Here is a 20301-nt window from a genome sequence, read left to right as displayed (position 1 = left end):
GCAAACGCCGCTCCCCCAGCCCGAACCAAGCACCAGCAGCGCTCCCCACTCACCGCCCCCAACTCGCCGCCCCCGGTCGGCGGACCGATGAAAGTGCTCAGCCGCGAACACCTGGATGTGCTCAACTGGTCCGTCAGCCAAAGGGGCGGTCAGGGGCTCGCCTCAACTGAAGGTGAGCCGAGCCCTACCAGTGAGGGCTGGGCGGGCAAGGCCCCGAGAACCGGATGCCGTCCGTCAGCGCGACGTGGAACCGCAGCCCGTGCGCTGGGGCGACACTGAACAGCAGGTCTGCGGTGGAGACTCCCAGGAGGAGGACCGAGGCGAGCAGGATTCCGGCAACGATCGGGGCCCAGCAGCGCTGCCGGATGAAGAACCGCGGCAGCCAGAAGCCGCCCACGAACACGCCGCTGTAGGCCACCAGGTAGAAGATGCCGGTGAACAGCGGGGTGATGAAGTCCGGATCGGGTCCGGGATCGTACTCTCCGGGTCCGGGCGGGGGGCACAGGGTGTCCGGGATCTGGATGTGGACCGTGTACAGGGCGGCCAGTCCGGCGGCCAGCCCCACGACGACGGGCAGGCAACCGAGCCCGATGCCCTTCACCAGCCCGGTCTTCGCCTCACCGGCATGGTCCGAAGACATCAATCCCCCGCTCTCGTCGCCGCAGGCTCCGAGACGGCGAAAGCACTGTCCACGGTTCCGACCCTCGAAATCCGACTGCCGCCCGCAGCGATCGGCACCCGTTCTTCACCCGCGACGACGGACGGCCACATCACGGACGCCACACCCACTGAGGCGGCGCAGCCCAGGGCCGCCGTAGCGGTGCCCGGCCAGGTGCTCGCGCATCCAAGCGCGCCCAGCGCCGTCACCGTCTCCGCCGCGGTCCCAGGTACCAAACACCCCTCCCCCGACAACCCACGCCCCGTTCAGCTCGACACGCGGGTCCCTGAGCCGTAGCAGCACCCCGGGAGCACACCCCCCTTTCTCGTGCGGGACAGGTGGCGGGAGTTGATCGGCGCGGGCCGGACTCCTTACCCTCGCGGGATGGGGCACGACGACCTTCCGACACTCGAACTCGCCTTTCCCGGACCGGAACGCGACCGGGGCGTGGCGGCGATCCTGAGCGGCGACAAGACCGCGCTCACCGGCCTGCTGGAGATCTACGAGCACGCCGGCGAGGCGCTACCGAGGGCCGGCCAGGTGTTCGCCGTACTCGACTCCGCCGGCAACACAGCCGTCACGATCGAACTCCTCCAGGTGCGCGTCGTCCCCATGAAGGACATCGACGACGACTTCGCGCGCGCCGAGGGACGCGGTTACGCCGACGCCGCACAATGGCGCACCGCCCACGAAGAGTTCTTCCGCGGCCAGGGGATCAGCGCCTTCCTCGGCCACACCCCGGCCATCAACAGCGACACCCTCGTCGTCGCCCAGCGCTTCCGCGTGACCCCCTCCCCGATCCCGAACCCGGCTCAATCCCAGAGCTCCTGACACGCGCGCCCACCCTGGCATCGGAACATCGGGCTCCCCGCACAGGAAGTCGCCCCGGCCGGCTCCCTGCTCCCCCACCCCACGGCCAGGCACACACCGAACCGGCGCAGCGGCGCCCCGTATCTGCATGGTGTGTCCGGTGGGGCAGCGTCGTCAGGGGGTTGGTTCGACTTCCGGGACAGGGCGTCGGGGCTCAAGGGGCCTGCTGGCTGGACCGTAGGCCTGCCCCGTTGCACAGGAAGTCGGACCCGCCGACTTCCCACTCACCGCCACCCCCGACGGCAGATCCTCCACAGCAACGACGCCAGGCGCACCGCCTCGCCACACGCCAGATCCGGTGGGCGGAGCGGCGGGAAAAGCGGGTGCGCGGCGCGGGCGGCGGGTGATATCAAGCCGGGCATGGACGACTTGGTCACCGAACGCCTCATCCTCCGTCCCCTGACCCCGCGCCAGGCCCGGCGCATCCTCGCCGGCCCGCCCGGCCCCGAAGGGCAGTGGGCGCCGGGCTACCCCGCCGACGGGGACCTCGCCGGGGCCCGCCGCTACCTACAGGTGTGCGCGCACCACGGCGATCCGCAGCCCTTCGGCGCCTATGAGATCCGCCTACGCGCGGACGGCCGGGCCATCGGCGGTGCCGGCTTCCACGCCGCCCCCGGCCCCGACGGCACCGCCACCGTCGGCTACGGGCTGATACCCGGCGCCCGGGGCCACGGCTACGCCACAGAAGCCCTGCGCGCCCTGCTCGAACTGGCCCGCGTGCACGGGGCGGCACGCGTGGTCGGCGACACCGACCTGGACAACACCGCCTCCCAACGCGTCATGACCGCCGCCGGCATGCGCCCCGCCGGACGCGACACGCACCTGGCCTACTACGAGATCACCTGGCCACCCACCGCCGACGAACCGGGCAGGCCGGGGAGCGGAGCGGGGAACAGAGCGGGGAACGGCGGCTGAGCCTCAACCGGAGGCCGAGGCGGAGGCACTCCTCCTACTGGCGATCGCCGGCCGAACGGCCGCTTGCGGGAGGAAGGTTGGCGGTGCGGCCGGGCATCCTTCCGGCTCCTCCGCAGCCGGATCCCTCGCCCGACCGTGAACATCGCGCGATCAGTCATCAGCTGCAACGAGGAGCGTCAGAACCTGCCGATTGTCGTCGATGGCAACGAACTCGTGGAAATCGCCGTGCACGCCGCCCCAGTCGTGGAAGGCACCACTGCCCAGGTCTCGGAGACAGTAGAGACGGCTGGCCGAGCTCACAGTCATTCGGAGCGTTGCATCGAGTGCGTCCTCCAGCGAGCCCGGAAGGCTGCCGTACTGGTTCGCCCACTCCTTCAACACCAGCGCGGCCTTGTCGCGGCTGACCGGCTGGTACCCATCGAGGCTGACCGCACCGAGCCAGTAGGGACCGTGGCGGAGACCATCAGGGCCGACGCCACCTCCGGCGTAGTCGTCACGGAATTCCTCATGCGTGACAACAGCGGTGAGCAATTCCGGGTCCCGGCAGTCTCGCGGGAACCGGAAGGACTTCAGGTCAACCCAGCGGAAGCCGTGACCACTGCCATCGGGGAAGGAGTGGTCCCGAAAGTTCACGAAGCTTCGTTCGATGAAGGCGAGCTCTGTCACCCAGCCACGCTACCCCGATGGCGACAACTCGCCGAAGTGGCTTCACGGAACTCCCGTCAGAGCCGCGTGGATCACCACCCTCGTGGTCACGAGTCCCCTTGCGGGCGGTGACCGACACCAGGCACATGCGGTGCCGACAGCCGGGGCAGGTCACGCGGGTACGGGCACCGCTCGGGTGAGTTCCACCCACCGGTTCACCTCGTCGGCATGGCTGCCCGAGGCTGTTGCCTCCGCGACAGCCGCGACGGCTTCGAGTGTCGGCTCACCATTGCGGAAGAGCAGGGCCAGCGGCCAGGACGGGGTGCTCGGCCGGCCGCCATCGAACGGGGTCCAGCGCCAGGGAGCGTCGAACTTCCACGCGCGCCCGTCGCGGTCGACGACCTCGTCGCCGGTTTCCAGGAACGCGAAAGGACGGAAGAGCAGTTCGATCCGGAACGGCACGCCGCCGACCGGGTCGATCCGATAGCCCTGCTCTTCGAGCCTGGCGTCGTAGGACTCGCCCTGCCGCAGGACGTCGAGGTAGGTCGCAGGCCGTGGCAGCCAGCCCGTCTCCAGGGGTGGATCGAAGTGGTGCACCGCCAGGACGTGCACCACGGTCGCGGGGATCCCCACCGAGCACCTGTCGCCGGCCTTCAGCGTGTCCTCCGCCGGAATCGTCCGGAAGTACTCGCTCTTCCAGTCGTAGTCCGCCGGTGTCGGAAGAGCGACGTCGCCGTTCCACTCGATCCCGTTCGCCTCGCTGTCGATCTCCCACCACGGCCAGCGCACCGCGACGTGGGACCGGAAGACCCCAGTGACCGTGACCTCGGTGAACGGGCATTCGATTCTCAACACGTCGCCCGGACGGTAGCCCTCGGCTTCAAAGGTCTGGTTGCTCATGTGTCTCACGGTGTCCTCGGGCCTCGGCACCGTCAAGAATTCCGGGGAGCGATCATCATCTCACCGGGCGGCTCGGCGACCGTTTCGAAGGCGTTTCCGGGCCGGACATCCACATCAAGGTCGGTCGGCCACGCGGACCGACCTGGGACCGGCGCATGCGCGAACTCGTCCTGCCGCGACCTGTCGACGACTTCCGATGCGCCAGGTGACCGCCCAACAGACCGACGATGATGCCGAACCGGAGGTCACGGGCGGGCGGCCACCAGCAGGTCGACGACGTAGACCTCCTCCACCACCTCGGCCGGGAAGGCCTGCGCGAGAATCCTGCGCTCCTCGGCGAGGAAGGCACGGCTGGAATCCTCGCCGAGGACCAGCAACGCCGAGCGGCTTCCGATGTTGGCCAGGTGCGTGTCGAGCGTCACCCTGCGCCGCCAGCGGATCCGCCGGCGCGTGACCTCCAGCCCGTCCAGTCCCGCGAGCCGCACGGCCTCATGGTCGTCGGGACGCACCGGCGAACGCGCGGGGATCCCACAGTGGTACGCGATGCGCTCGTGCTGCGCGCGGATCCACGGGACGTCGAAAGCCGTGGTGTTCCACCAGATCGCCAGCAGCCCGCCCGGGCGAAGGACACGCAGTGCCTCAGGCACCGAACGGCCGGTATCGGTCCACTGCCACGACTGGGCGTAGGTGAGGAGTTCGCACGAGGAATCAGCCAGCGGCAGGGCGTTGCCGTCGCCCCGCACCAGCGGCACATCGGGAAGCACCCGACGCAATTCGGCCGCCATCGCACCACCGGGCTCGACCGCGATCACCTCCGCGCCCCGCTCGCGCAGAAGCCTGGTCGCGATCCCGGTGCCCGCCCCCACGTCCGCGACCCGCACCCCCGCCAACGGTCGGCCCATCAACTGCTCGATCGCGTCGAACAGGGCGGGCGGATACGACGGACGAGCCGCCTCGTACCGGGCAGCCGCCACATCGAACGAACGCGCACGCGAGCCGGCGGACATCCCCCCATCATCTCCCACCCGGCGGACACAGGCGCCAGACGCCCATGCCCGCACCCGCATCCGGCCACACGGCCGACCCGGCCGCCAGGGCGGGGCCGCCCTCGCCGAGCTCACGGCTCCGGCACCCGGCCCGCCCCGGGACAACCGGACCCCTCGCCGAGGGGTGATCCTCCTGAGGCGGGCCCGCGGCTGTTCCAGCGGGTCCCCGGCGGCGCTGCTGTCGTGGACGCTCGCGTGGTCACCACGACCGCCACTCGCGGTGGCGGGCGGTGGCCACCACGACCCCCAGGACCAGGCCCACGCAGTCCACCACCATGCGACGCCCACGTCCGGGCACCTTCTCGCCCGCGCGCCCGTGGCCGCACGAGAACCGGGGACCGCGGCACCAGGGCCTCCCGGCCTTCACGCCTCGGCCGGCTACGACCACCCGCCCGCGGTTCCGGCGTCGCCCGGTTGCTCAGGCGTCGAGGGTGTGTCCGGTCGTCGCGTCCACGTGGGCGGGGACCTCGTCGTGGCGGTCGCCCACGCTCGGTGTCCCGGTCGGCTCGAACATGAGGATCGCGGCTCCGGACGGCGCGGACGGCTTGTGCTCCGTACCTGCGGGAACGGTGAAGACCGCCCCCTGCGGCAGCAGGACCGTGCGCTCACCCCCGGGCTCCCGCAAGGAGATGTGCAGTTCCCCGTCGAGCACCAGGAAGAACTCGTCCGTGTCGTCGTGGGCGTGCCAGATGTGTTCGCCCTCGACCTTCGCGATCCGGACGTCGTAGTCGTTGACGCGCGAGACGATGCGTGGACTCCACAGTGCGTCGAAGGAGGCCAGGGCACGGGGAAGGAAGATCGGCTGGTTGCTCATGGGCCCATCCTCGGCCGCCTCGCACGGACGGCGCGAGTGCTAGGAATTGCACATGGCGAAAGGATCCTCGCAGCGAGCCCGGGCGACGGGCGCACACCGGGTGGTCGTGATCGTGGACGAGAACTCGAACCCGTTCGAGCTCGGCTGCGCGACCGAGGTCTTCGGCCTGCGCAGGCCTGAGATCGGCCGCGAGCTCTACGACTTCCGGCTCTGCTCCCCCGAGCCCTCCACCGTGATGCGGGACGGCTTCTTCACCCTCACCGGGGTCGTCGGCCTGGAAGCGGCCGACACGGCAGACACCTTGATCGTCCCCAACCGCCCCGACGTCGACGTTCCCCGTCGGCCCGCGGTGCTGGACACCATCCGACGGGCCCACACGCGCGGCGCCCGCCTGATCGGCTTCTGCAGCGGCGCGTTCACCCTCGCCGAAGCCGGCGTCCTCGACGGCCGCCGGGCCACGGCCCACTGGCAGTGGGCGGATTCCTTCCGCGCCCGCTTCCCCGCCGTCCACCTCGAACCGGACGTGCTCTTCGTGGACGACGGCGACATCCTCACCGCCGCGGGAAGCGCCGCCGCCCTCGACCTCGGACTGCACGTGGTCCGCCGCGACCACGGCGCCGAGGTCGCCAACTCCGTCAGCCGCAGACTGGTCTTCGCGGCACACCGCGACGGCGGGCAGCGCCAGTTCGTCGAACGCCCCATGCCCGACCTCCCCGGCGAGTCCCTGGCACCGCTCCTGGCCTGGGCGCAGGAACGGCTCGACTCGCCCCTGGCGATCGCGGACCTCGCGGCACATGCCGCGGTCAGCCCGGCGACACTGCACCGCCGCTTCCGGGCGCAGCTGGGAACGACTCCGCTGATGTGGCTCACCGGGGAACGGCTCGGCCTGGCCTGCCGGCTGATCGAGCGAGGCGAGTCACGCTTCGAGGTGGTCGCACGGCTGAGCGGGCTGGGCACCGCGACCAACCTGCGCGCTCTGATGCGACGGGAGACGGGCATCACTCCGTCGGCGTACAGGCGCCGGTTCGGGCCCGAGGCGAACTGACGACGTCCCACTCCCGGGAGCGCCGGCGCCGGGCACCGAGCACCGGGCGTCGAAGGCAGGCACCGGGCGTCGAAGGCAGGCGCCGAAGGCAGGCGCGGTGTCCGCTCCTCGGTCACCCGAGTGGGTGCCGGTGGGCGGGCAGTAGGATCGGGCGCGTTGTCACCCGTACACCGCTGGTAGGAGGCTTTTCATGGCTCAGGTCACCCTGAAGGGGAACCCCGTCGAGGTCGGCGGCACGCTGCCCGCCGCGGGCACCCAGGCCCCGGCGTTCACGCTGGTCGGCGAGGGCCTCGCGGACACCTCCCTCAAGGACTTCGCCGGACAGCGCAAGGTCCTGAACATCTTCCCGAGCATCGACACCCCGACCTGCGCGACCTCGGTGCGCACCTTCAACACCAAGGCCGCCGCCCTGGAGAACACCGTCGTCCTGTGCATCTCCGCGGACCTGCCGTTCGCCCAGGCCCGCTTCTGCGGCGCTGAGGGCCTGGAGAACGTCAAGACCCTCTCCACCCTGCGCGGCCGCGACTTCCACGACGCCTACGGCGTATCGATCAACACCGGCCCGCTCGCCGGCCTGACCGCCCGCGCCGTCATCGTCCTCGACGAGAACGACACCGTCCTGCACACCGAGCTCGTCCCGGAAATCGCCCACGAGCCCAACTACGAGGCCGCTCTCACCAGCCTCAGCTGATTGCGGCCCGGGCCCGCCCCGCACCCGTGCGCGGCGGGCCCGCACCACACCACCCAGCACCACCGCCAGCCTCCCGACTCCTCCGCTTCCGTGGCCTCCCGGGGTTCGAACGGCGCGACTGCCGCTGTCGCGGCGCCCTCCAGGGTCTCCCCCATGACCACCCCCACCGCCTGGACCGACGACGAGATCGGTGACCACGGGGTGCGGCATCCGGTGGTGCACCGACCTCAGCTCACCGCAGGGCAACATGGGGGGCATCGACCCGAACGGGCTCTGCGAGCGCCACTTCCTCGTCCCGGAGAACGTCGCCTTGGCGGAGTGGCTGACCGACCGGCTCCAGGGGAACGACACCTTCCCCGATGCCCCGACACCCCGATACCCCGACGCACGACTGATTCCCGCTGCTGATGACCGGTCAGGACTGTCGCCGGAAGCGGAGGCGTTCGGACCCACGGGTGACCGACCTGCCGCTGGTGCGCAGCGCTTGGGGGCGCTCAGCCGGCCAGAATGACCGTCCGAGCCGGCGCCGAGAAGCCGGCCGGCCCGGCCGGAGCGGCCGGGGCGCCGTTCGCGGCCAGGCGGCGGTGCTCCTGCGGGCTGATGCCACGCACACGCTTGAAGGCCGTGGACAGGGCGAAGGCGTTGCTGTAGCCGACCTGGCGGGCGGCGGAGGCGACGGTGCATTCGGTGTCGCGCAGCAGGTCGGCGGCGACGGCCAGGCGCCGGCCCGCGAGGTAGGCCATCGGGGGTTCGCCGACCATGGCGGTGAACCGGCGGGCGAGACCGGCCCGGGAGACACCGACCTGCTGGGCGAGGTCGGCGACCGTCCACGGGGTCGCCGGGTCGTCGTGCATCAGCCGCAGGACGGGACCGACCACCGGGTCGTGCTGGGCGCGGTACCACGCGGGGGCGGCGGAGTCGGGGGCGGCCAGCCAGGCGCGCAGGACGGTGACCACCAGGAGGTCGAGGATGCGGTCCAGGACGAGCTCCTGGCCTGGCTCGTTGCGGCCCGTCTCGGCGGCGAGCAGGTGGACCAGGGTGTCGTCGGCGCCCGTTCCGGCCGGGCGGACCAGCAGAGCGGGCAGGCAGTCGAGCAGGCGTCGGCCGATCTCGTGCTCGGCCTGGTACGTCCCGGAGAGCAGCACCGAGCAGGCCTGGTCGCCCTCGCGGCCCTGACCCCAGGTGCGCACGCCCAGCGACATGGCTCCCGAGACGTCCGCCCCGCCCTGGGTGCACGCCTGGCCTGGGCCGACGATCACGTCGACCGGTGTGTTCGGGTCGTCGGCGACGGTGTACGGCTCCGGCCCGCGCAGGATGGCCACGTCGCCCGGACGCAGCAGCAGCGGGGTGCCGTGCTCGGGCTGGATCCAGGCCTCGCCTCGGACCGTCGTCACCACGGACAGCGGGGCCCGGTCCTCGATCCGCAGTGACCACGGTGGGGTGAGGATCGACCGCAGCAGGAACGCGCCGCGGGCCTTGGGGCCGTCGAGAAGTCCCGCCAGAGTGTCCATGGCACCCAGGGTAGTTAAAGGAAGATGATGTGACGTCCAGTCAGTTCAGAGGCCTTGAGCGATCGGGCTGGCCCGAGCGGACCGGATGCCCGATGATCGGCGCACGGGGAACGGAGCGCCACCCGGGCACCACGCGGCGCAAGCGAACAGAGGGGCTGCGAAGATGGAAACGGCACGCACACTCGTCCTGGTGGCGGCCACTGTCACCTGCGGCCTGAGCGCCGGACTGTTCTACGCCTACGCGTGTTCGGTGATGCCCGCGCTCGCCGGGGTCGAGGACCGGACGTTCATCGAGGTGATGCAGCGGATCAACGTGGCGATCCTGAACGGCTGGTTCGCGCTCGGCTTCGTCGGCGCCCTGCTGACCACGGCGGCCGCGGTCGCCCTGCACCTGCCCTCGGACGGCCACCACGCGCTGCCCGCGACGCTGGCCGCCCTGGCACTGTACGTCGCGGCGATCGGGGTCACCCGCTCGGTCAACATCCCCCTCAACGACGAGCTGGAGAAGGCCGGTTCGCCCCAGCGGATCGCCGACCCGGTGGCGCTGCGCGGCCGCTTCGAGGCACGCTGGGTGCGCTTCAACGTGCTGCGCGCGCTGCTGTGCACGGCCGCGCTGGGGTGCCTGGCCTGGGCCCTGGTTCTCAACGGGCAGAGCTGAGCACCGCGTGGAAGAGCCGGAAGAAATAGTCCGGGCCGGCGGGTGTCGGCACTCCGTCCGGCCGTTCGGCCCCGGCGGCCGGGTCAGCAGAGGGTCTCGAAGCTGTAGCCGCGGGCCTTGAGGGTGGACAGGATGGCGGGCAGGGCCGCGGCGGTCTGGCTGCGGTCACCGCCGCCGTCGTGCAGCAGGATGACCGAGCCCGGGCGGACGTTCCGCAGCACCCGCGACTGGATCGTCGCCGTGCCCGGCCTGGACCAGTCGGCCGGATCCACGGACCAGAGCACGACCTGCTTGCCGAGTGCCGCAGCCCGGGAGCGCACCGTGCCGTTCACCGCGCCGTACGGCGGGCGCAGGCATTTCGGGGTGCGGCCGGTCTGCGCCCGGATGACCCGATCGGTGTTGTTCACCTGGGAGTTGAAGGACGAGGCGGAGAGCCGGCTCAGGTCCGGGTGCGACCAGGAGTGGTTCTGAACGCTGTGCCCCTGGCGGGCGACCTGCGCGGTGAGCGAGGGGTGGGCGGCGACGTTCTCCCCGATCTCGAAGAAGGTCGCGCGCACGCCGTAACGGTTGAGGATCGAAAGGATCCTCGGGGTGTAGGTGGGGCTGGGGCCGTCGTCGAAGGTGAGGTAGACGACCTTGCCGCCCGTGGACCCGGCCGCCTCCGCCGTCTCGGTGGGCACCGCGACCACCGCCCCCGCGACCGCCGCGACGGCGAGGGCGCCGATCGCGGTCCGGATCCTCCCGACTCCCCTGCGTCCAACGGGTCGTACGGCCATGCCTGCCCCCTGACGTCGGAACTTCCGTGTGCCACCGGCCAGTCTGCGCCGATGACCGAGGGGACCGCGAGCCGCCGGAGGGCGAAAGGCCTGAAATCGGCCAGCTGAGTGCGGGGCGAGGGAGGCCGGACAGTGAGCGTGCCGGCGGCCGCCACGGCCGCGCCGTGGAAAGGTGTGGCGGGGCGGCGACGGCCGGCGCTATGCTGCCCGCGATGAACACTTTCGCCGATTCCGGATCGGAGGTCTCGTTCGCCCAAGGTGAGTGCTGATGCTCACCTCCACCGCGAACGGGAACGACTCCCGACTCTCCTTCTGGCAGCGCGTACGCGAGTACGGCGTGCCGCCCTCCATGATCGAAGCTGCCACCGTGCGCCGACTGTCCGGCGACTGGGCAGGCGCCTGTGCCGCCGCCAACGTCGAGATCGACTTCCAGCTGCCACGCGTCGCCCGCGTCCACGGCCGGGAGTTCGCCGACCGGCTGCGGGGCGATCTACGCTGCCTGGCACCGGACTTGCTGCGCTGGCACCTTCCGAGGACCGCACCCGACGGACTGCTGCGCGCCGGACTGACCGTGCCGCTGGTCCGTTACCCGGGCGAGCGGCCGGTGCACCTGGTGGTCCGGACACCGCCCGCCTGGGCGGAGTACGGGCAGCGGATCAGCCTGGCGCTCTGGGACGGGTCCCGCACCGGTCGCGCCCCGCATCCGCACCCACGGCCCAGCCGCCGCTTCCGGCTCGATCTGCACCGGCATCTCTGGGACGCGGGTCGCAGTGGGGAATTGGCACTGCGCGCCGGTCGCGGCGCGCCGACCGACGGGCGTCCGGCCGAAGGGCGTCCGGCCGAAGGGCGTCCGACCGACGGGCGTCCGATGGACGGGCCTCCGGCCGGCGGCCCGCAGGACGGGCCCGGCCGGTACGGGCTGCGTCATGCCGTCGACCGCTGGGCCGCCGAGGCCGAGGTCCTGCTGCGTGCCGAGGGACTCCCGCCCGGTCCGGTCACGGTCCGCGTGGAGCACGGCAGGCGGCTGCTCCTCATCCCGAACGCACCGAACGCCCCGAGCGACCCCAACGCGCCGAACGACCCGAACGCACCGAACACACCGAACGCACCGACGCGGTCGTACGAACCGCCCGAGCAGGCCGCGATCGACCTCCGCGCCCTGCCCCTGCTGCCCGACGCCGCAACCTGGGTGCTGCCCGACATCGACCTGCTGCGCAGCGGGGCGATCGGGCCCGACCGGCTGCATCCGCTGGTGGCGGCCGCACTGGCGCCCGGGCACCGGCCTGCCCGACACCCCCAACCACCCCCAGGGCAACGGCTGGTGGAGTGCCGAGGCGCCCAACACCGGATCGCGGTGGTGAACGGAGTACTGACCGCGCTCGACCACGACCCGGCCCAGCTGCGTCGTGAGGAGCTGTTGGCCGCGCTGTCCGGCAGCCCGCTGCCGTGCCTTCGCGCGATCGACCAGGCACACCGTGCCCCGGTCGAACTGGCCGGTGTGCGCGAGCGGTTGAACCACGGCGACACCGCCGGGGCGCTCGCCGTGGTGGAGGATCTGCTCGGCCCGCGGGCGGCGCTGCGCGACGGCCCGCTGCGCGAGGAGCTCACCGCGGCGGCGGAACGCCGGGTCGTCTACGGTCTCTACCGGGCCGGTCTGACCGTCGACCAACGCGTCAAGGCCGTACAGAGCGGGGTTTCCTACGCCCTCTACCGGACACCGGGCTCGGGCCGCCACGGGCTCGACCGCTTCCCCTTCCCCCGGCGCCCCCGCACCGCCACGCGCTGAAACCGCTGAGCCGGCTGATCCTGCTGCGCTTACTGAACCACCTGCTGAACCCCGCTGACTTCCGACTTCCCAAGGTGACCACCAATGCCCATGCCCATGCCCACATCCATGCCCATGCCCACATCCACGCCCATGTCCCCGCCCGCGCCCAGCCACGCCCGGCTCGACGTCGCCCGTCAACTGCTCGACCTGCTCGGCGACACCCGCACCGAACCACGCCCCGACGACCAGCTGGAGGCCCTCACCCTCGCCGTGGCCGCCGACCTGCCCGTCCTGCTCTGGGGCGAGCCGGGCATCGGCAAGACCGCCGCTCTCAACCAGCTCGCCGAGGCCCTGGACCTGCCGCTGACCACCGTCATCGCGAGCGTCCACGAGCCGTCGGACTTCTCCGGCCTGCCCATCGTCGGCGACGATCCGGCGCAGCAGGGCGTCCCGCTGGCCCCGCCGGACTGGGCGGTACGGCTGGTCCGGGCCGGTCGCGGGCTGCTGTTCCTGGACGAGTTGTCCACCGCGCCGCCCGCCGTCCAGGCCGCGCTGCTCCGCCTCGTCCTGGAGCGGCGCATCGGTGCGCTCCAACTGCCGCCGGGGGTAAGGATCGTGGCGGCCGCCAACCCGCGATCCTCGGCGGCCGACGGGTGGGAGCTGAGCCCGCCGCTGGCCAACCGGTTCGTCCATCTGCAGTGGGTGCACGACCACGAGGTGGTGGTGCGCGGCCTCGGCGGGGTGTGGCCGGTCGCCACCTTTCCGCTGCTCGATCCGGCGGAGCTGTCGTCGGCGGTCGCCTTCGCCCGCCGGGCGGTGTGCGAACTCCTCACCGTCCGACCGGAGTTGGTGCACCGGCTGCCCACCACCGAGACCAAGCGCGGCGGAGCCTGGCCGTCCCCGCGCAGCTGGGACATGACGCTGCGGCTGATCGCCTTCGCCACCGCGGCCGGCTCCTCGCGCGAGGTGCTGTCGCTGCTGGTCCGGGGCACGGTCGGGGACGGCCCGGGTCTGGAGCTGATGGCGAGCCTGGACCGGATGGACCTGCCGGACCCGGAGCAGTTGCTCGCCGACCCTTCGGGCGCGGTGCTGCCCGAGCGCGGGGACCTTCGCCAGGTGGTACTGGACGGGGTGGTGGCCGCGGTGCGCAGCCGGCCGGAGCGGGCGCGGTGGGACGCCGCCTGGGCGGTGCTGGTGCGGGCGATGGAGACCGGCGCGCCGGACGTGCTGGTCGTACCGGCCACCACGCTGGCCTCGCTGCGCCGGGAGGACTGGGAGGTCCCGGAGGCGATCGAGCACCTGGCCTCAACGGTGGCCCTCTCACGGCGGGCCGACCGCGCCGCCGTGCGGGTCGCCGCGCGGACCGGCGTGACGGCCGGCCGATGAGCGCGGACACGCTGCCGCCGGGCCCGGGCGGCGCGATCCCGGCGCAGGCCGGCCGCACGGCCGGACCCGCCCCCACCCCGCGGGACCTGGCAAAAAGGAACGGTCCTGCCGCCCCCACGCCCCTGGACGTCGGCAGGCGCAGCCGCCCGAGGACCGCCGGACCGGACCCCGCCGCCAACGCCGGTCCCGACCTGGGCAGGCTGGACCGCGGCAAGCTCTACGCCGCCCGGCTGCAGGCCGTCCGGGCCCGCCCCTACCTGGCGACGGCACTGTTCGCCCTGCACCTGGTGGAGTCCCCGCAGACGCCGACCATGGCCGTGGACCGGTACTGGCGCTGCTACGCCTCGCCGGCCTTCGTCGATCGCACCCCGGTGGAGGAGCTCGCCTCGATCTGGGTGCACGAGGTGTCCCACCTGCTGCGCGACCACCATGGACGCAGCGACCGCCTGGCGCGCGAGCTCGGGCTGAGGGGCCCGGCGGACCGGCTGCGGATGAACATCGCCGCCGACTGCGAGATCAACGACGACGCGTTCGGCGACGGGCTGGTCACACCGCCGGGCGCACTGACGCCCGGGTTCCTCGATCTGCCGGACGGCGAGCTGATGGAGGACTACCTCCGCGGTTTCAGCTTCGACCTGCGCAAGCCGGGCCTGGCCTGGCTGGACTGTGGCAGCGGCGCCGACGGCATGGACCGCGGGTGGGAGCTCGGCCCGGAGGGCGCCCACGGGCTGACCGCCCAGGAGCGGGACGCCGTCCGCTTCCGGGTCGCCGAGGCCATCCGGGGCCGCCCCGGGAACGCCCCTGCGGGCTGGCGGCGCTGGGCCGAGGAGGTGTTCCATCCGCCGCAGCCGTGGCGGCAGCTGCTGGGCGCGGCGATGCGCTCGGCGGTCTCCGGGCCGGGCGCGGGCGGCGACTACAGCTACGGCCGCCCGGCCCGGCGCTCGGTCGGGCTGCCCCGCGTGGTGCTGCCGGCCCTGCGACGGCGGCCGCCCCGGGTCGCGGTGGTGATCGACACCTCGGGGTCGGTCTCCGACCGGGAGCTGGGCAGCGCGCTGCTGGAGGTGGCAGCGATCGGCCAGGCGGTCGGCGGCCGCCACGACCTGGTCACCGTGGTGTCCTGCGACGCGGCCGCCCAGTCCGTCGGCGCGCTCTGCCGGGCGGCGGGCATCCCGCTGGTCGGCGGCGGGGGGACGGACCTGCGGACGGGCTTCGCGGCGGCGCTGCGGACCCGGCCGCGGCCGGACGTCGTGGTGGTACTGACCGACGGGCAGACGCCCTGGCCGGCGGTGGTGCCGTCGTGCCGTACGGTGGTCGGCCTGTTCGGGCGGCCGAGCCGGTACGACGAGAACGACGGCGAGTACCGGCCGGACGCGCCGCCGGAGTGGGCACGCGTGGTCACCATCGGCTGAACGGCCACCGTGCACGCCAGAAGCACGCCAGACGCAAGCCAGCAGCACGCCAGACGCACGCCAGCGGTACGACGACGACTCCACGGCCGAGGGAGGAAGGCCCCTGTGAACCCGAACCGGGCCGAGGACACGGAGCCCGACGAGCACGCCCGACTGGCTTACTACCGAAGGGAGTTCGCGCAGACGGCAACGGAGGACGCGGCCGAGCTGGTGGCGCGGGTGCTCGCCGATCCCGATCGGGCGATGGCGAGCGGTGCGGTGTGCGAGTACCTGGACCGGCGCGCCGCGGAGCTCCTGACAGGGCCGGAGTTCCCTGCCTGGCGCCGGGAGTTGGCGAGCGCCGCGGCCGCGGACGACTTCGCCGGGCGGAGGGGCCCCAAGGACCCCTCCGCCCGGTCACGCGCGGCTCAGCGGACCATGGCCGCCAGCACGCTGCGCCAGTCCTCCCCCGGCTCCGGCTGCAGCGCGGCCGCGAGCGTCTCCGACCGGTAGTGCCAGGGCCGCCACAGCTCCGGGTCGGCGTCGGCACTCAGCTCCACCGTGCTGTCCGATCCGAGCAGTCGGATCAGCTCTGTGCTGAACTCCGCCCAGGACACGTGTCCGTTGATCGCGTTGACGATCCGGCCCGCGGCGGGGCCGTCGGGCAGGATGCAGGCGGCGAGGGCGCGGGCCAGGGCGGCGGAGTGCACCCAGGCGGCGCCGCTCCACTCGTCCTCCCGGTCGGCTCCCCCGGCCGGCAGGACGATCGGCCGACCGGCCAGCGCCGCCTGGTAGAGCTCGCCCGTGGAGCCCCAGCGGAGCTGGTCGCGCAGGCGCTGGTGCGGGCCCCAGACGATCGGGGCGCGCACCACGGTGACCGGGCCGTGTCCGGTGGCCCCGGCGGTCTCGAACAGCATCCGCTCGCAGTCGAGCTTGGCCTGCCCGTACGCGGTGACCGGCGCGCCGCTGGGCCCGCCCTCGGCGACCTCGGTTCCGGCCGGCCGGCCGTAGGCGTCGATGCTGCTGACGAAGACGAACGGGCCGCCGGTCCAGCCGTCCAGCAGGGCCCGCATGGCGGCGACGTCGATCTCGTGCTCGGTGAAGGTGCAGGCGGCATGGATGACGGCGTCCACCCCCTTGACGGCGCGCTGGAGGCTGTCCAGGTCGGCGAGGTCGCCCTCGGCGATCTCGGCGCCGTGGAGGGCGGGCAGGTGCGCGGACTCCGGGCGGACCAGGACGCGTACCGGCCGCCCCTGGGCCATCAGTTCCTGCAGCACCGCGGCGCCGACCCCACCCGTGGCGCCGGTGAGCAGCACGGTGCCGGTGCGGGGCTCGGCCGTCGTGCGGTCGCCGGCCCGGGCGATGGCGGCGCGGCGCTCCTCCTCGCGGGCGCCGAGCAGGGCGGCGAGGGCGCGCGGGGTGCGGTGCTCCAGGATGTCGAGGCCGGTGAGCGGCAGCCCGACGCGGGTGCGCAGGCGTTCGGCGAGCTGGACGGCGACCAGCGAGTGGCCGCCGAGGGCGAAGAAGTCGCCGTCGGCGGGCGGGACACTGCCGAGCAGTTCACCGAAGGCGGTGCGGACCAGGTCGAGCGGGCCGGTCCGCTCGACGACGGGAGCGGCCGCGGGAGCTGCGACAGGAGCGCCGACGGACCCGGCGGCAGGCCCGGCGGCCTCGGCCCCCGGCAGCCGGCCGCGGTCGACGGCGCCGTCCGCGCCGCGCGGGATCCGGTCCAACAGGGTGACGGCCGGCGGAAGTTCGCCGACCGCGACCGAGCGCCGGAGCCGGGCGCGCAGCTCGGTGCCGGTGGGCGCCACCGCCCCCCGCACCACCGCGTAGGCGAGCGGCGGCCCGTCGGCGGCCTCCACGACCGCCGCGTCGGCCACCCCGGGTTCGGCCAGCAGCGCCTCCAGCACCGGGTGTTCGCCGGTGGGCACCAGGAGTTCGCCGGGCAGTTCGGCGAGCGGGAGCTCCGCGTCCTCGACCACCGACCGGAGCACCGCGGCGAAGGCCTCGACCAGTCGGGCGCCCGTGGCCTCGTCCAGCGCGTCCCGGTCGTGCTGGACCAGGCAGCGCGGCCGCGGGCCTTCCTCCAGCACCAGGGTGAGGTCGAACTTGGCCAGCCCGAGGTCGAGTTCGACGTCCTCGGCGTCGAGCCCGGGCAGGGTCAGCGGCGTCGGGGGCTGGATGACGTCGCAGCTGACCGACAGCAGCGGGGTGCCGTCGGCACCGCGCGCCGCCGCGCTGAGGCGCTCGACCACCAGGTCGAAGGGCACCTGGTGGTGCTGCTGGGCCTCCAGCAGGGCGCCGCGCACCAGGGCGAGGGCGTCGGCGAAGGACTCGCCGCCGGTGAGCTCGGCCCGTACCGCGAGGGTGTTGACGCCCAGGCCCACCGTGCGGCGCAGCTCGGGGCGGGCGCGCTGGCCGCTGGCGCAGCCGAGGGTGAGGTCGTCCTGGCCGGCGGCGGTGCGCAGGGTGGCGAAGGCGGCGGCGAGGACGACGGCGAACAGGGTGGCGCCGTGCCGTGCGCCGAGCTGCCGCAGGCCTTCGACGGTGGCGGCGTCGAGGGGGGCCGTGTGCAGGGCGGCGCGGCGGTCGCGGGCGCCGGGCGGGACGGGCCGCAGCAGCGGCAGCGGGCGGGCTCCGGCCAGCTGGGCGGCGCGGGCGTCTGCCGCGGCGGTGAGTTCGGCGTCGCGGGCGCGCTCCTGGCGGGCGTACTCGGCGTACGGCATTCCCGGCGGCGGGAGCTGGGGCTCGGCGCCGTCCCGGGCGGCGGCGTACAGGGCGGCGAGGTCGGCGGTGAGGGCGGGCAGCGAGCCGCCGTCGACGGCGATGTGATGGATCGTCAGGAGCAGGGTGTGGTCCTCGGGTCCGTGCCGCAGCAGCAGGGCGCGCAGCACCGGGCCGGCCGTGAGGTCGAACGGTCGGGCTGCCTCTTCGAGGAGTTGCTCGGCGCCCGAGGCGTCCACCACCGGCAGCGGCACCGGCCCGGCGGGCTCGATGTGCTGGTACGGCTGCTCACCGCGGCGCGGGTAGCGGGTGCGCAGGGCGGCGTGCCGCTCGGTCAGGCCGGTGAGCGCGGTCGCCAGGGCGTCGGTGTCGAGCGGCCCGCGCAGCCGGGTGGCGATCGGGACGTTGTAGAGGGCACCGCCCTGGCCGAGCTGCTCCATCAGCCACATCCGCTGCTGGGCGTGCGAGAGCGGGGCCGGGCCGCTGTCCTCGGCGGCGGCCGGTCGGGCGGGGGTCAGTGCGGTGCGACGGCTGCGGGCGCGGCGCAGCAGGTCGTTCTGGTCGCTGGTCATCGCTGTGCTGCTCCGGAGGTGTCGTCGGCGGCCCGCAGGGCGCGCTCCAGCAGTTCGGCCTGTGCGGCCACGGTGGGGTGGTCGAGGAAGTCGGCGAGGGAGAGTTCGACGCCGAGGTCCTCGCGCAGGTCGTCGACGACCCACATGGCGAGCAGGGAGTGGCCGCCCTCGGCGAGGAAGTCGGCGGACGGGTCGGTGATCGGGCGCTCCAGCGCCCGGCTCCAGGCGTCGGCGACGACCTGCTGGATCGGGCCGAGTCCGGTTTCGACAGCGGCCTGCCCGGCCGCGGAGGGGTCGGGGGCCTCGGCGAGCGCCCGCCGGTCGACCTTGCCCCTGCCGTTGAGCGGGAGTTCGGCGAGGACGGTCCAGGCGGTGGGCACCAGGTGGGCGGGCAGCCGCTCGGCGAGCCGGGCGCGCAGGCCCTCGACGGCCGTTCCGGCGCCCTCGGCGGGGACCACGCAGGCGGTGAGCGCGGCGTCGGCCTGCCCGGCCCGGCGGACCACCACGGCCACCTCGGCGACCTCGGGGAACTGCAGCAGCGCCTGCTCGACCTCGCCGGGCTCGATCCGGAAGCCGCGGACCTTGACCTGGTCGTCGGTGCGGCCGTGGAACTCCAGCGCGCCGTCGGGCCGTTGGCGCACCAGGTCGCCGCTGCGGTAGGCGCGGCCGAGGCCCGGGAGCTCGCGGAAGCGCTCGGCGGTCAGCTCGGGCCGGTCCAGGTAGCCGTGGGCGAGTCGCGCGCCGCCGATCCAGAGTTCGCCGACCGTGCCGGCCTCCACCGGTGCGAGCCGCTCGTCCAGGACGGCGGTGAAGGAGCCGCCGAAGGCCCGTCCGATCGGGACGGGGCCGTTCTCGCAGTCGGCCGGGGTGATCCGGTGCGCGGTGGTGAAGGTGGTGGCCTCGGTGGGGCCGTAGACGTTGTAGAGCTCCAGCCACGGGAAGGCGCTCACGACCGCCCCGGCGTGGTCGGGGGCGAGCGCCTCGCCCCCGACGGCCAGGGTGCGCAGCACGCCGAAGATCCGGGACTGCCTGGCCGCCAGGTGGTGGAAGAGCGCGGTGGTGATGAAGGCGGTGGTGACGCCGAACCGCTCGACGTCGCGGACGAGTTCCTCGGCGCTGGGCCGGTCGGCCGGGGAGATCGCGGTGGCGGCGCCGTGGGCGAGCGGGGCCCACAGTTCGAAGGTGGCGGCGTCGAAGGAGGGGGTGGAGTGGAACAGGACCCGGTCGCGCGGGCCGAGGGCGAGCGCGTCGGGGGCGGTGACCAGGTCGGCGACGGCGCGGTGCGGGACCAGCACGCCCTTGGGGCGGCCGGTGGAGCCGGAGGTGTAGTACAGCAGGGCTGGCGCGTCGGGCTCGGCGGCGTCGGGCACCGGCGCGCCGGTGGCCTCGGCGGCCTCGGTGCCGCGCTCGGTCAGCACGAGGGTGTGCTCGGCGGGCAGTCCGGCCTCGGCGAGCAGCGCCTTGTCGCCGAGGACGAGCCGGACGTCCGCGTCGGCGGTCATCTCGGCGATCCGCGGGCGGGGGTAGGCCGGGTCGATCGGGACGACGAGGGCGCCGGCCCGCCAGACCGCGAGTTGGGCGACGGCGAACCGGGCCGAGCGGGCGCAGAGCAGGCCGACGGAGCTGCCGGGGCCGATGCCGCGCGCGGCCAGGACAGCGGCCAGCCGGCCGGAGGCGTCGACGAGTTCGCGGTAGGTGAGGTAGGTGTCCCCGTCGGTCACGGCGAGGGCGGCGGGGTGCTGCTCGGCCTGCCGGGCGACCAGGGCGGGAAGCGTGAGGGGTGCGGCGAGCGTGGGGAGGGCGGGCGTCATGGCTGGTTCCCTTCCGGGCGCCCCGGCCGTGGGGCCGGGGGGCGGCGCGCGTGGGAGGGGGGGTGAGGGGTTTGGGCGGCCGCGCCCGAACAAGATAGCCGCGCTGCCGCGGGGGCGCAG

General features: G+C 73.6%; 18 protein-coding genes. 9 read left to right on the top strand and 9 right to left on the bottom strand.

What is annotated here, in order from left to right; all coding sequences use genetic code 11:
- Positions 1 to 184: 184 nt before the first annotated feature.
- The gene (locus ACIRVF_RS35010; protein ID WP_402827221.1) at positions 185 to 640 is read right to left on the bottom strand and encodes a hypothetical protein; all 456 of its coding nucleotides are present in this window, start codon (positions 638 to 640) and stop codon (positions 185 to 187) included.
- A 402-nt stretch (positions 641 to 1042) separates the two neighbouring features.
- Between ACIRVF_RS35010 and ACIRVF_RS35005 the strand changes: the two genes are divergently transcribed.
- Both ACIRVF_RS35005 and ACIRVF_RS35000 read left to right on the top strand, forming a co-directional pair.
- Positions 1043 to 1489 (top strand): ASCH domain-containing protein, encoded by a 447-nt coding sequence (locus tag ACIRVF_RS35005; RefSeq protein WP_402827219.1) that lies wholly within the window; start codon positions 1043 to 1045, stop codon positions 1487 to 1489.
- Between the two features lie 399 nt (positions 1490 to 1888).
- The gene (locus tag ACIRVF_RS35000) at positions 1889 to 2443 is read left to right on the top strand and encodes a GNAT family N-acetyltransferase (protein WP_402827216.1); all 555 of its coding nucleotides are present in this window, start codon (positions 1889 to 1891) and stop codon (positions 2441 to 2443) included.
- Between the two features lie 150 nt (positions 2444 to 2593).
- Here the strand turns inward: ACIRVF_RS35000 and ACIRVF_RS34995 are convergent, their stop codons facing one another.
- From ACIRVF_RS34995 to ACIRVF_RS34980, 4 genes are all read right to left on the bottom strand, one after another.
- Positions 2594 to 3109 (bottom strand): hypothetical protein, encoded by a 516-nt coding sequence (locus ACIRVF_RS34995; protein ID WP_402827214.1) that lies wholly within the window; start codon positions 3107 to 3109, stop codon positions 2594 to 2596.
- 150 nt (positions 3110 to 3259) lie between these two features.
- Positions 3260 to 3988, bottom strand: coding sequence for a hypothetical protein (locus tag ACIRVF_RS34990; protein WP_402827211.1), 729 nt, complete (start codon positions 3986 to 3988; stop codon positions 3260 to 3262).
- Positions 3989 to 4233: 245 nt separating this feature from the next.
- Entirely contained in the window at positions 4234 to 4995 is a 762-nt protein-coding gene (locus ACIRVF_RS34985) for a class I SAM-dependent methyltransferase (protein ID WP_402827208.1), read from the bottom strand.
- 457 nt (positions 4996 to 5452) lie between these two features.
- Positions 5453 to 5848 (bottom strand): cupin domain-containing protein, encoded by a 396-nt coding sequence (locus ACIRVF_RS34980; RefSeq protein ID WP_402827205.1) that lies wholly within the window; start codon positions 5846 to 5848, stop codon positions 5453 to 5455.
- A 52-nt stretch (positions 5849 to 5900) separates the two neighbouring features.
- On the opposite strand from ACIRVF_RS34980, the gene ACIRVF_RS34975 reads away from it, so the two are divergent.
- Positions 5901 to 6893: a GlxA family transcriptional regulator gene (locus tag ACIRVF_RS34975; protein ID WP_402827202.1), complete on the top strand. Its 993-nt coding sequence runs from the start codon at positions 5901 to 5903 to the stop codon at positions 6891 to 6893.
- Between the two features lie 190 nt (positions 6894 to 7083).
- Positions 7084 to 7584: a thiol peroxidase gene (gene tpx, locus ACIRVF_RS34970; protein ID WP_402827199.1), complete on the top strand. Its 501-nt coding sequence runs from the start codon at positions 7084 to 7086 to the stop codon at positions 7582 to 7584.
- Between the two features lie 494 nt (positions 7585 to 8078).
- Here the strand turns inward: tpx and ACIRVF_RS34965 are convergent, their stop codons facing one another.
- Positions 8079 to 9095, bottom strand: coding sequence for an AraC family transcriptional regulator (locus ACIRVF_RS34965; protein WP_402827196.1), 1017 nt, complete (start codon positions 9093 to 9095; stop codon positions 8079 to 8081).
- Positions 9096 to 9258: 163 nt separating this feature from the next.
- Here ACIRVF_RS34965 and ACIRVF_RS34960 point away from each other — a divergent pair, with 163 nt between their 5' ends.
- Entirely contained in the window at positions 9259 to 9753 is a 495-nt protein-coding gene (locus ACIRVF_RS34960) for a DUF1772 domain-containing protein (RefSeq protein WP_402827193.1), read from the top strand.
- 83 nt (positions 9754 to 9836) lie between these two features.
- On the opposite strand, the gene ACIRVF_RS34955 is transcribed toward ACIRVF_RS34960, so the two are convergent.
- Positions 9837 to 10529 (bottom strand): polysaccharide deacetylase family protein, encoded by a 693-nt coding sequence (locus tag ACIRVF_RS34955; RefSeq protein WP_402827190.1) that lies wholly within the window; start codon positions 10527 to 10529, stop codon positions 9837 to 9839.
- A gap of 268 nt (positions 10530 to 10797) precedes the next feature.
- Here ACIRVF_RS34955 and ACIRVF_RS34950 point away from each other — a divergent pair, with 268 nt between their 5' ends.
- The 4 genes from ACIRVF_RS34950 to ACIRVF_RS34935 all read left to right on the top strand — a co-directional run bounded on the left by ACIRVF_RS34950 (position 10798) and on the right by ACIRVF_RS34935 (position 15584).
- A complete protein-coding gene (locus ACIRVF_RS34950) occupies positions 10798 to 12315 on the top strand; it encodes a hypothetical protein (RefSeq protein WP_402827187.1) in 1518 nt (505 codons plus the stop codon).
- Between the two features lie 114 nt (positions 12316 to 12429).
- Positions 12430 to 13683, top strand: coding sequence for an AAA family ATPase (locus ACIRVF_RS34945; protein WP_402827314.1), 1254 nt, complete (start codon positions 12430 to 12432; stop codon positions 13681 to 13683).
- On the top strand, positions 13680 to 15092 hold the full coding sequence (locus ACIRVF_RS34940) for a VWA-like domain-containing protein (protein WP_402827184.1): 1413 nt from the start codon (positions 13680 to 13682) through the stop codon (positions 15090 to 15092). Before ACIRVF_RS34945 ends, ACIRVF_RS34940 begins: the two co-directional genes overlap by 4 nt.
- A gap of 105 nt (positions 15093 to 15197) precedes the next feature.
- Positions 15198 to 15584, top strand: a complete 387-nt coding sequence (locus ACIRVF_RS34935) for a hypothetical protein (protein WP_402827181.1) — start codon at positions 15198 to 15200, stop codon at positions 15582 to 15584.
- On the opposite strand, the gene ACIRVF_RS34930 is transcribed toward ACIRVF_RS34935, so the two are convergent.
- Positions 15500 to 18370 carry a condensation domain-containing protein gene (locus ACIRVF_RS34930; RefSeq protein WP_402827178.1) on the bottom strand — a complete coding sequence of 957 codons (2871 nt, stop codon included), beginning with the start codon at positions 18368 to 18370 and terminating at the stop codon, positions 15500 to 15502. The genes ACIRVF_RS34935 and ACIRVF_RS34930 overlap by 85 nt on opposite strands.
- A complete protein-coding gene (locus tag ACIRVF_RS34925; RefSeq protein WP_402827175.1) occupies positions 18367 to 20181 on the bottom strand; it encodes a non-ribosomal peptide synthetase in 1815 nt (604 codons plus the stop codon). The genes ACIRVF_RS34930 and ACIRVF_RS34925 overlap by 4 nt, the downstream gene beginning before the upstream one ends.
- Positions 20182 to 20301: the final 120 nt, after the last annotated feature.

This window comes from Kitasatospora sp. NPDC101157 (assembly GCF_044768255.1).
Taxonomy (GTDB): Bacteria; Actinomycetota; Actinomycetes; order Streptomycetales; family Streptomycetaceae; genus Kitasatospora.
Note: the sequence above shows the minus strand (reverse complement) of the source record. Positions and strands in the feature narration are given on the sequence as shown.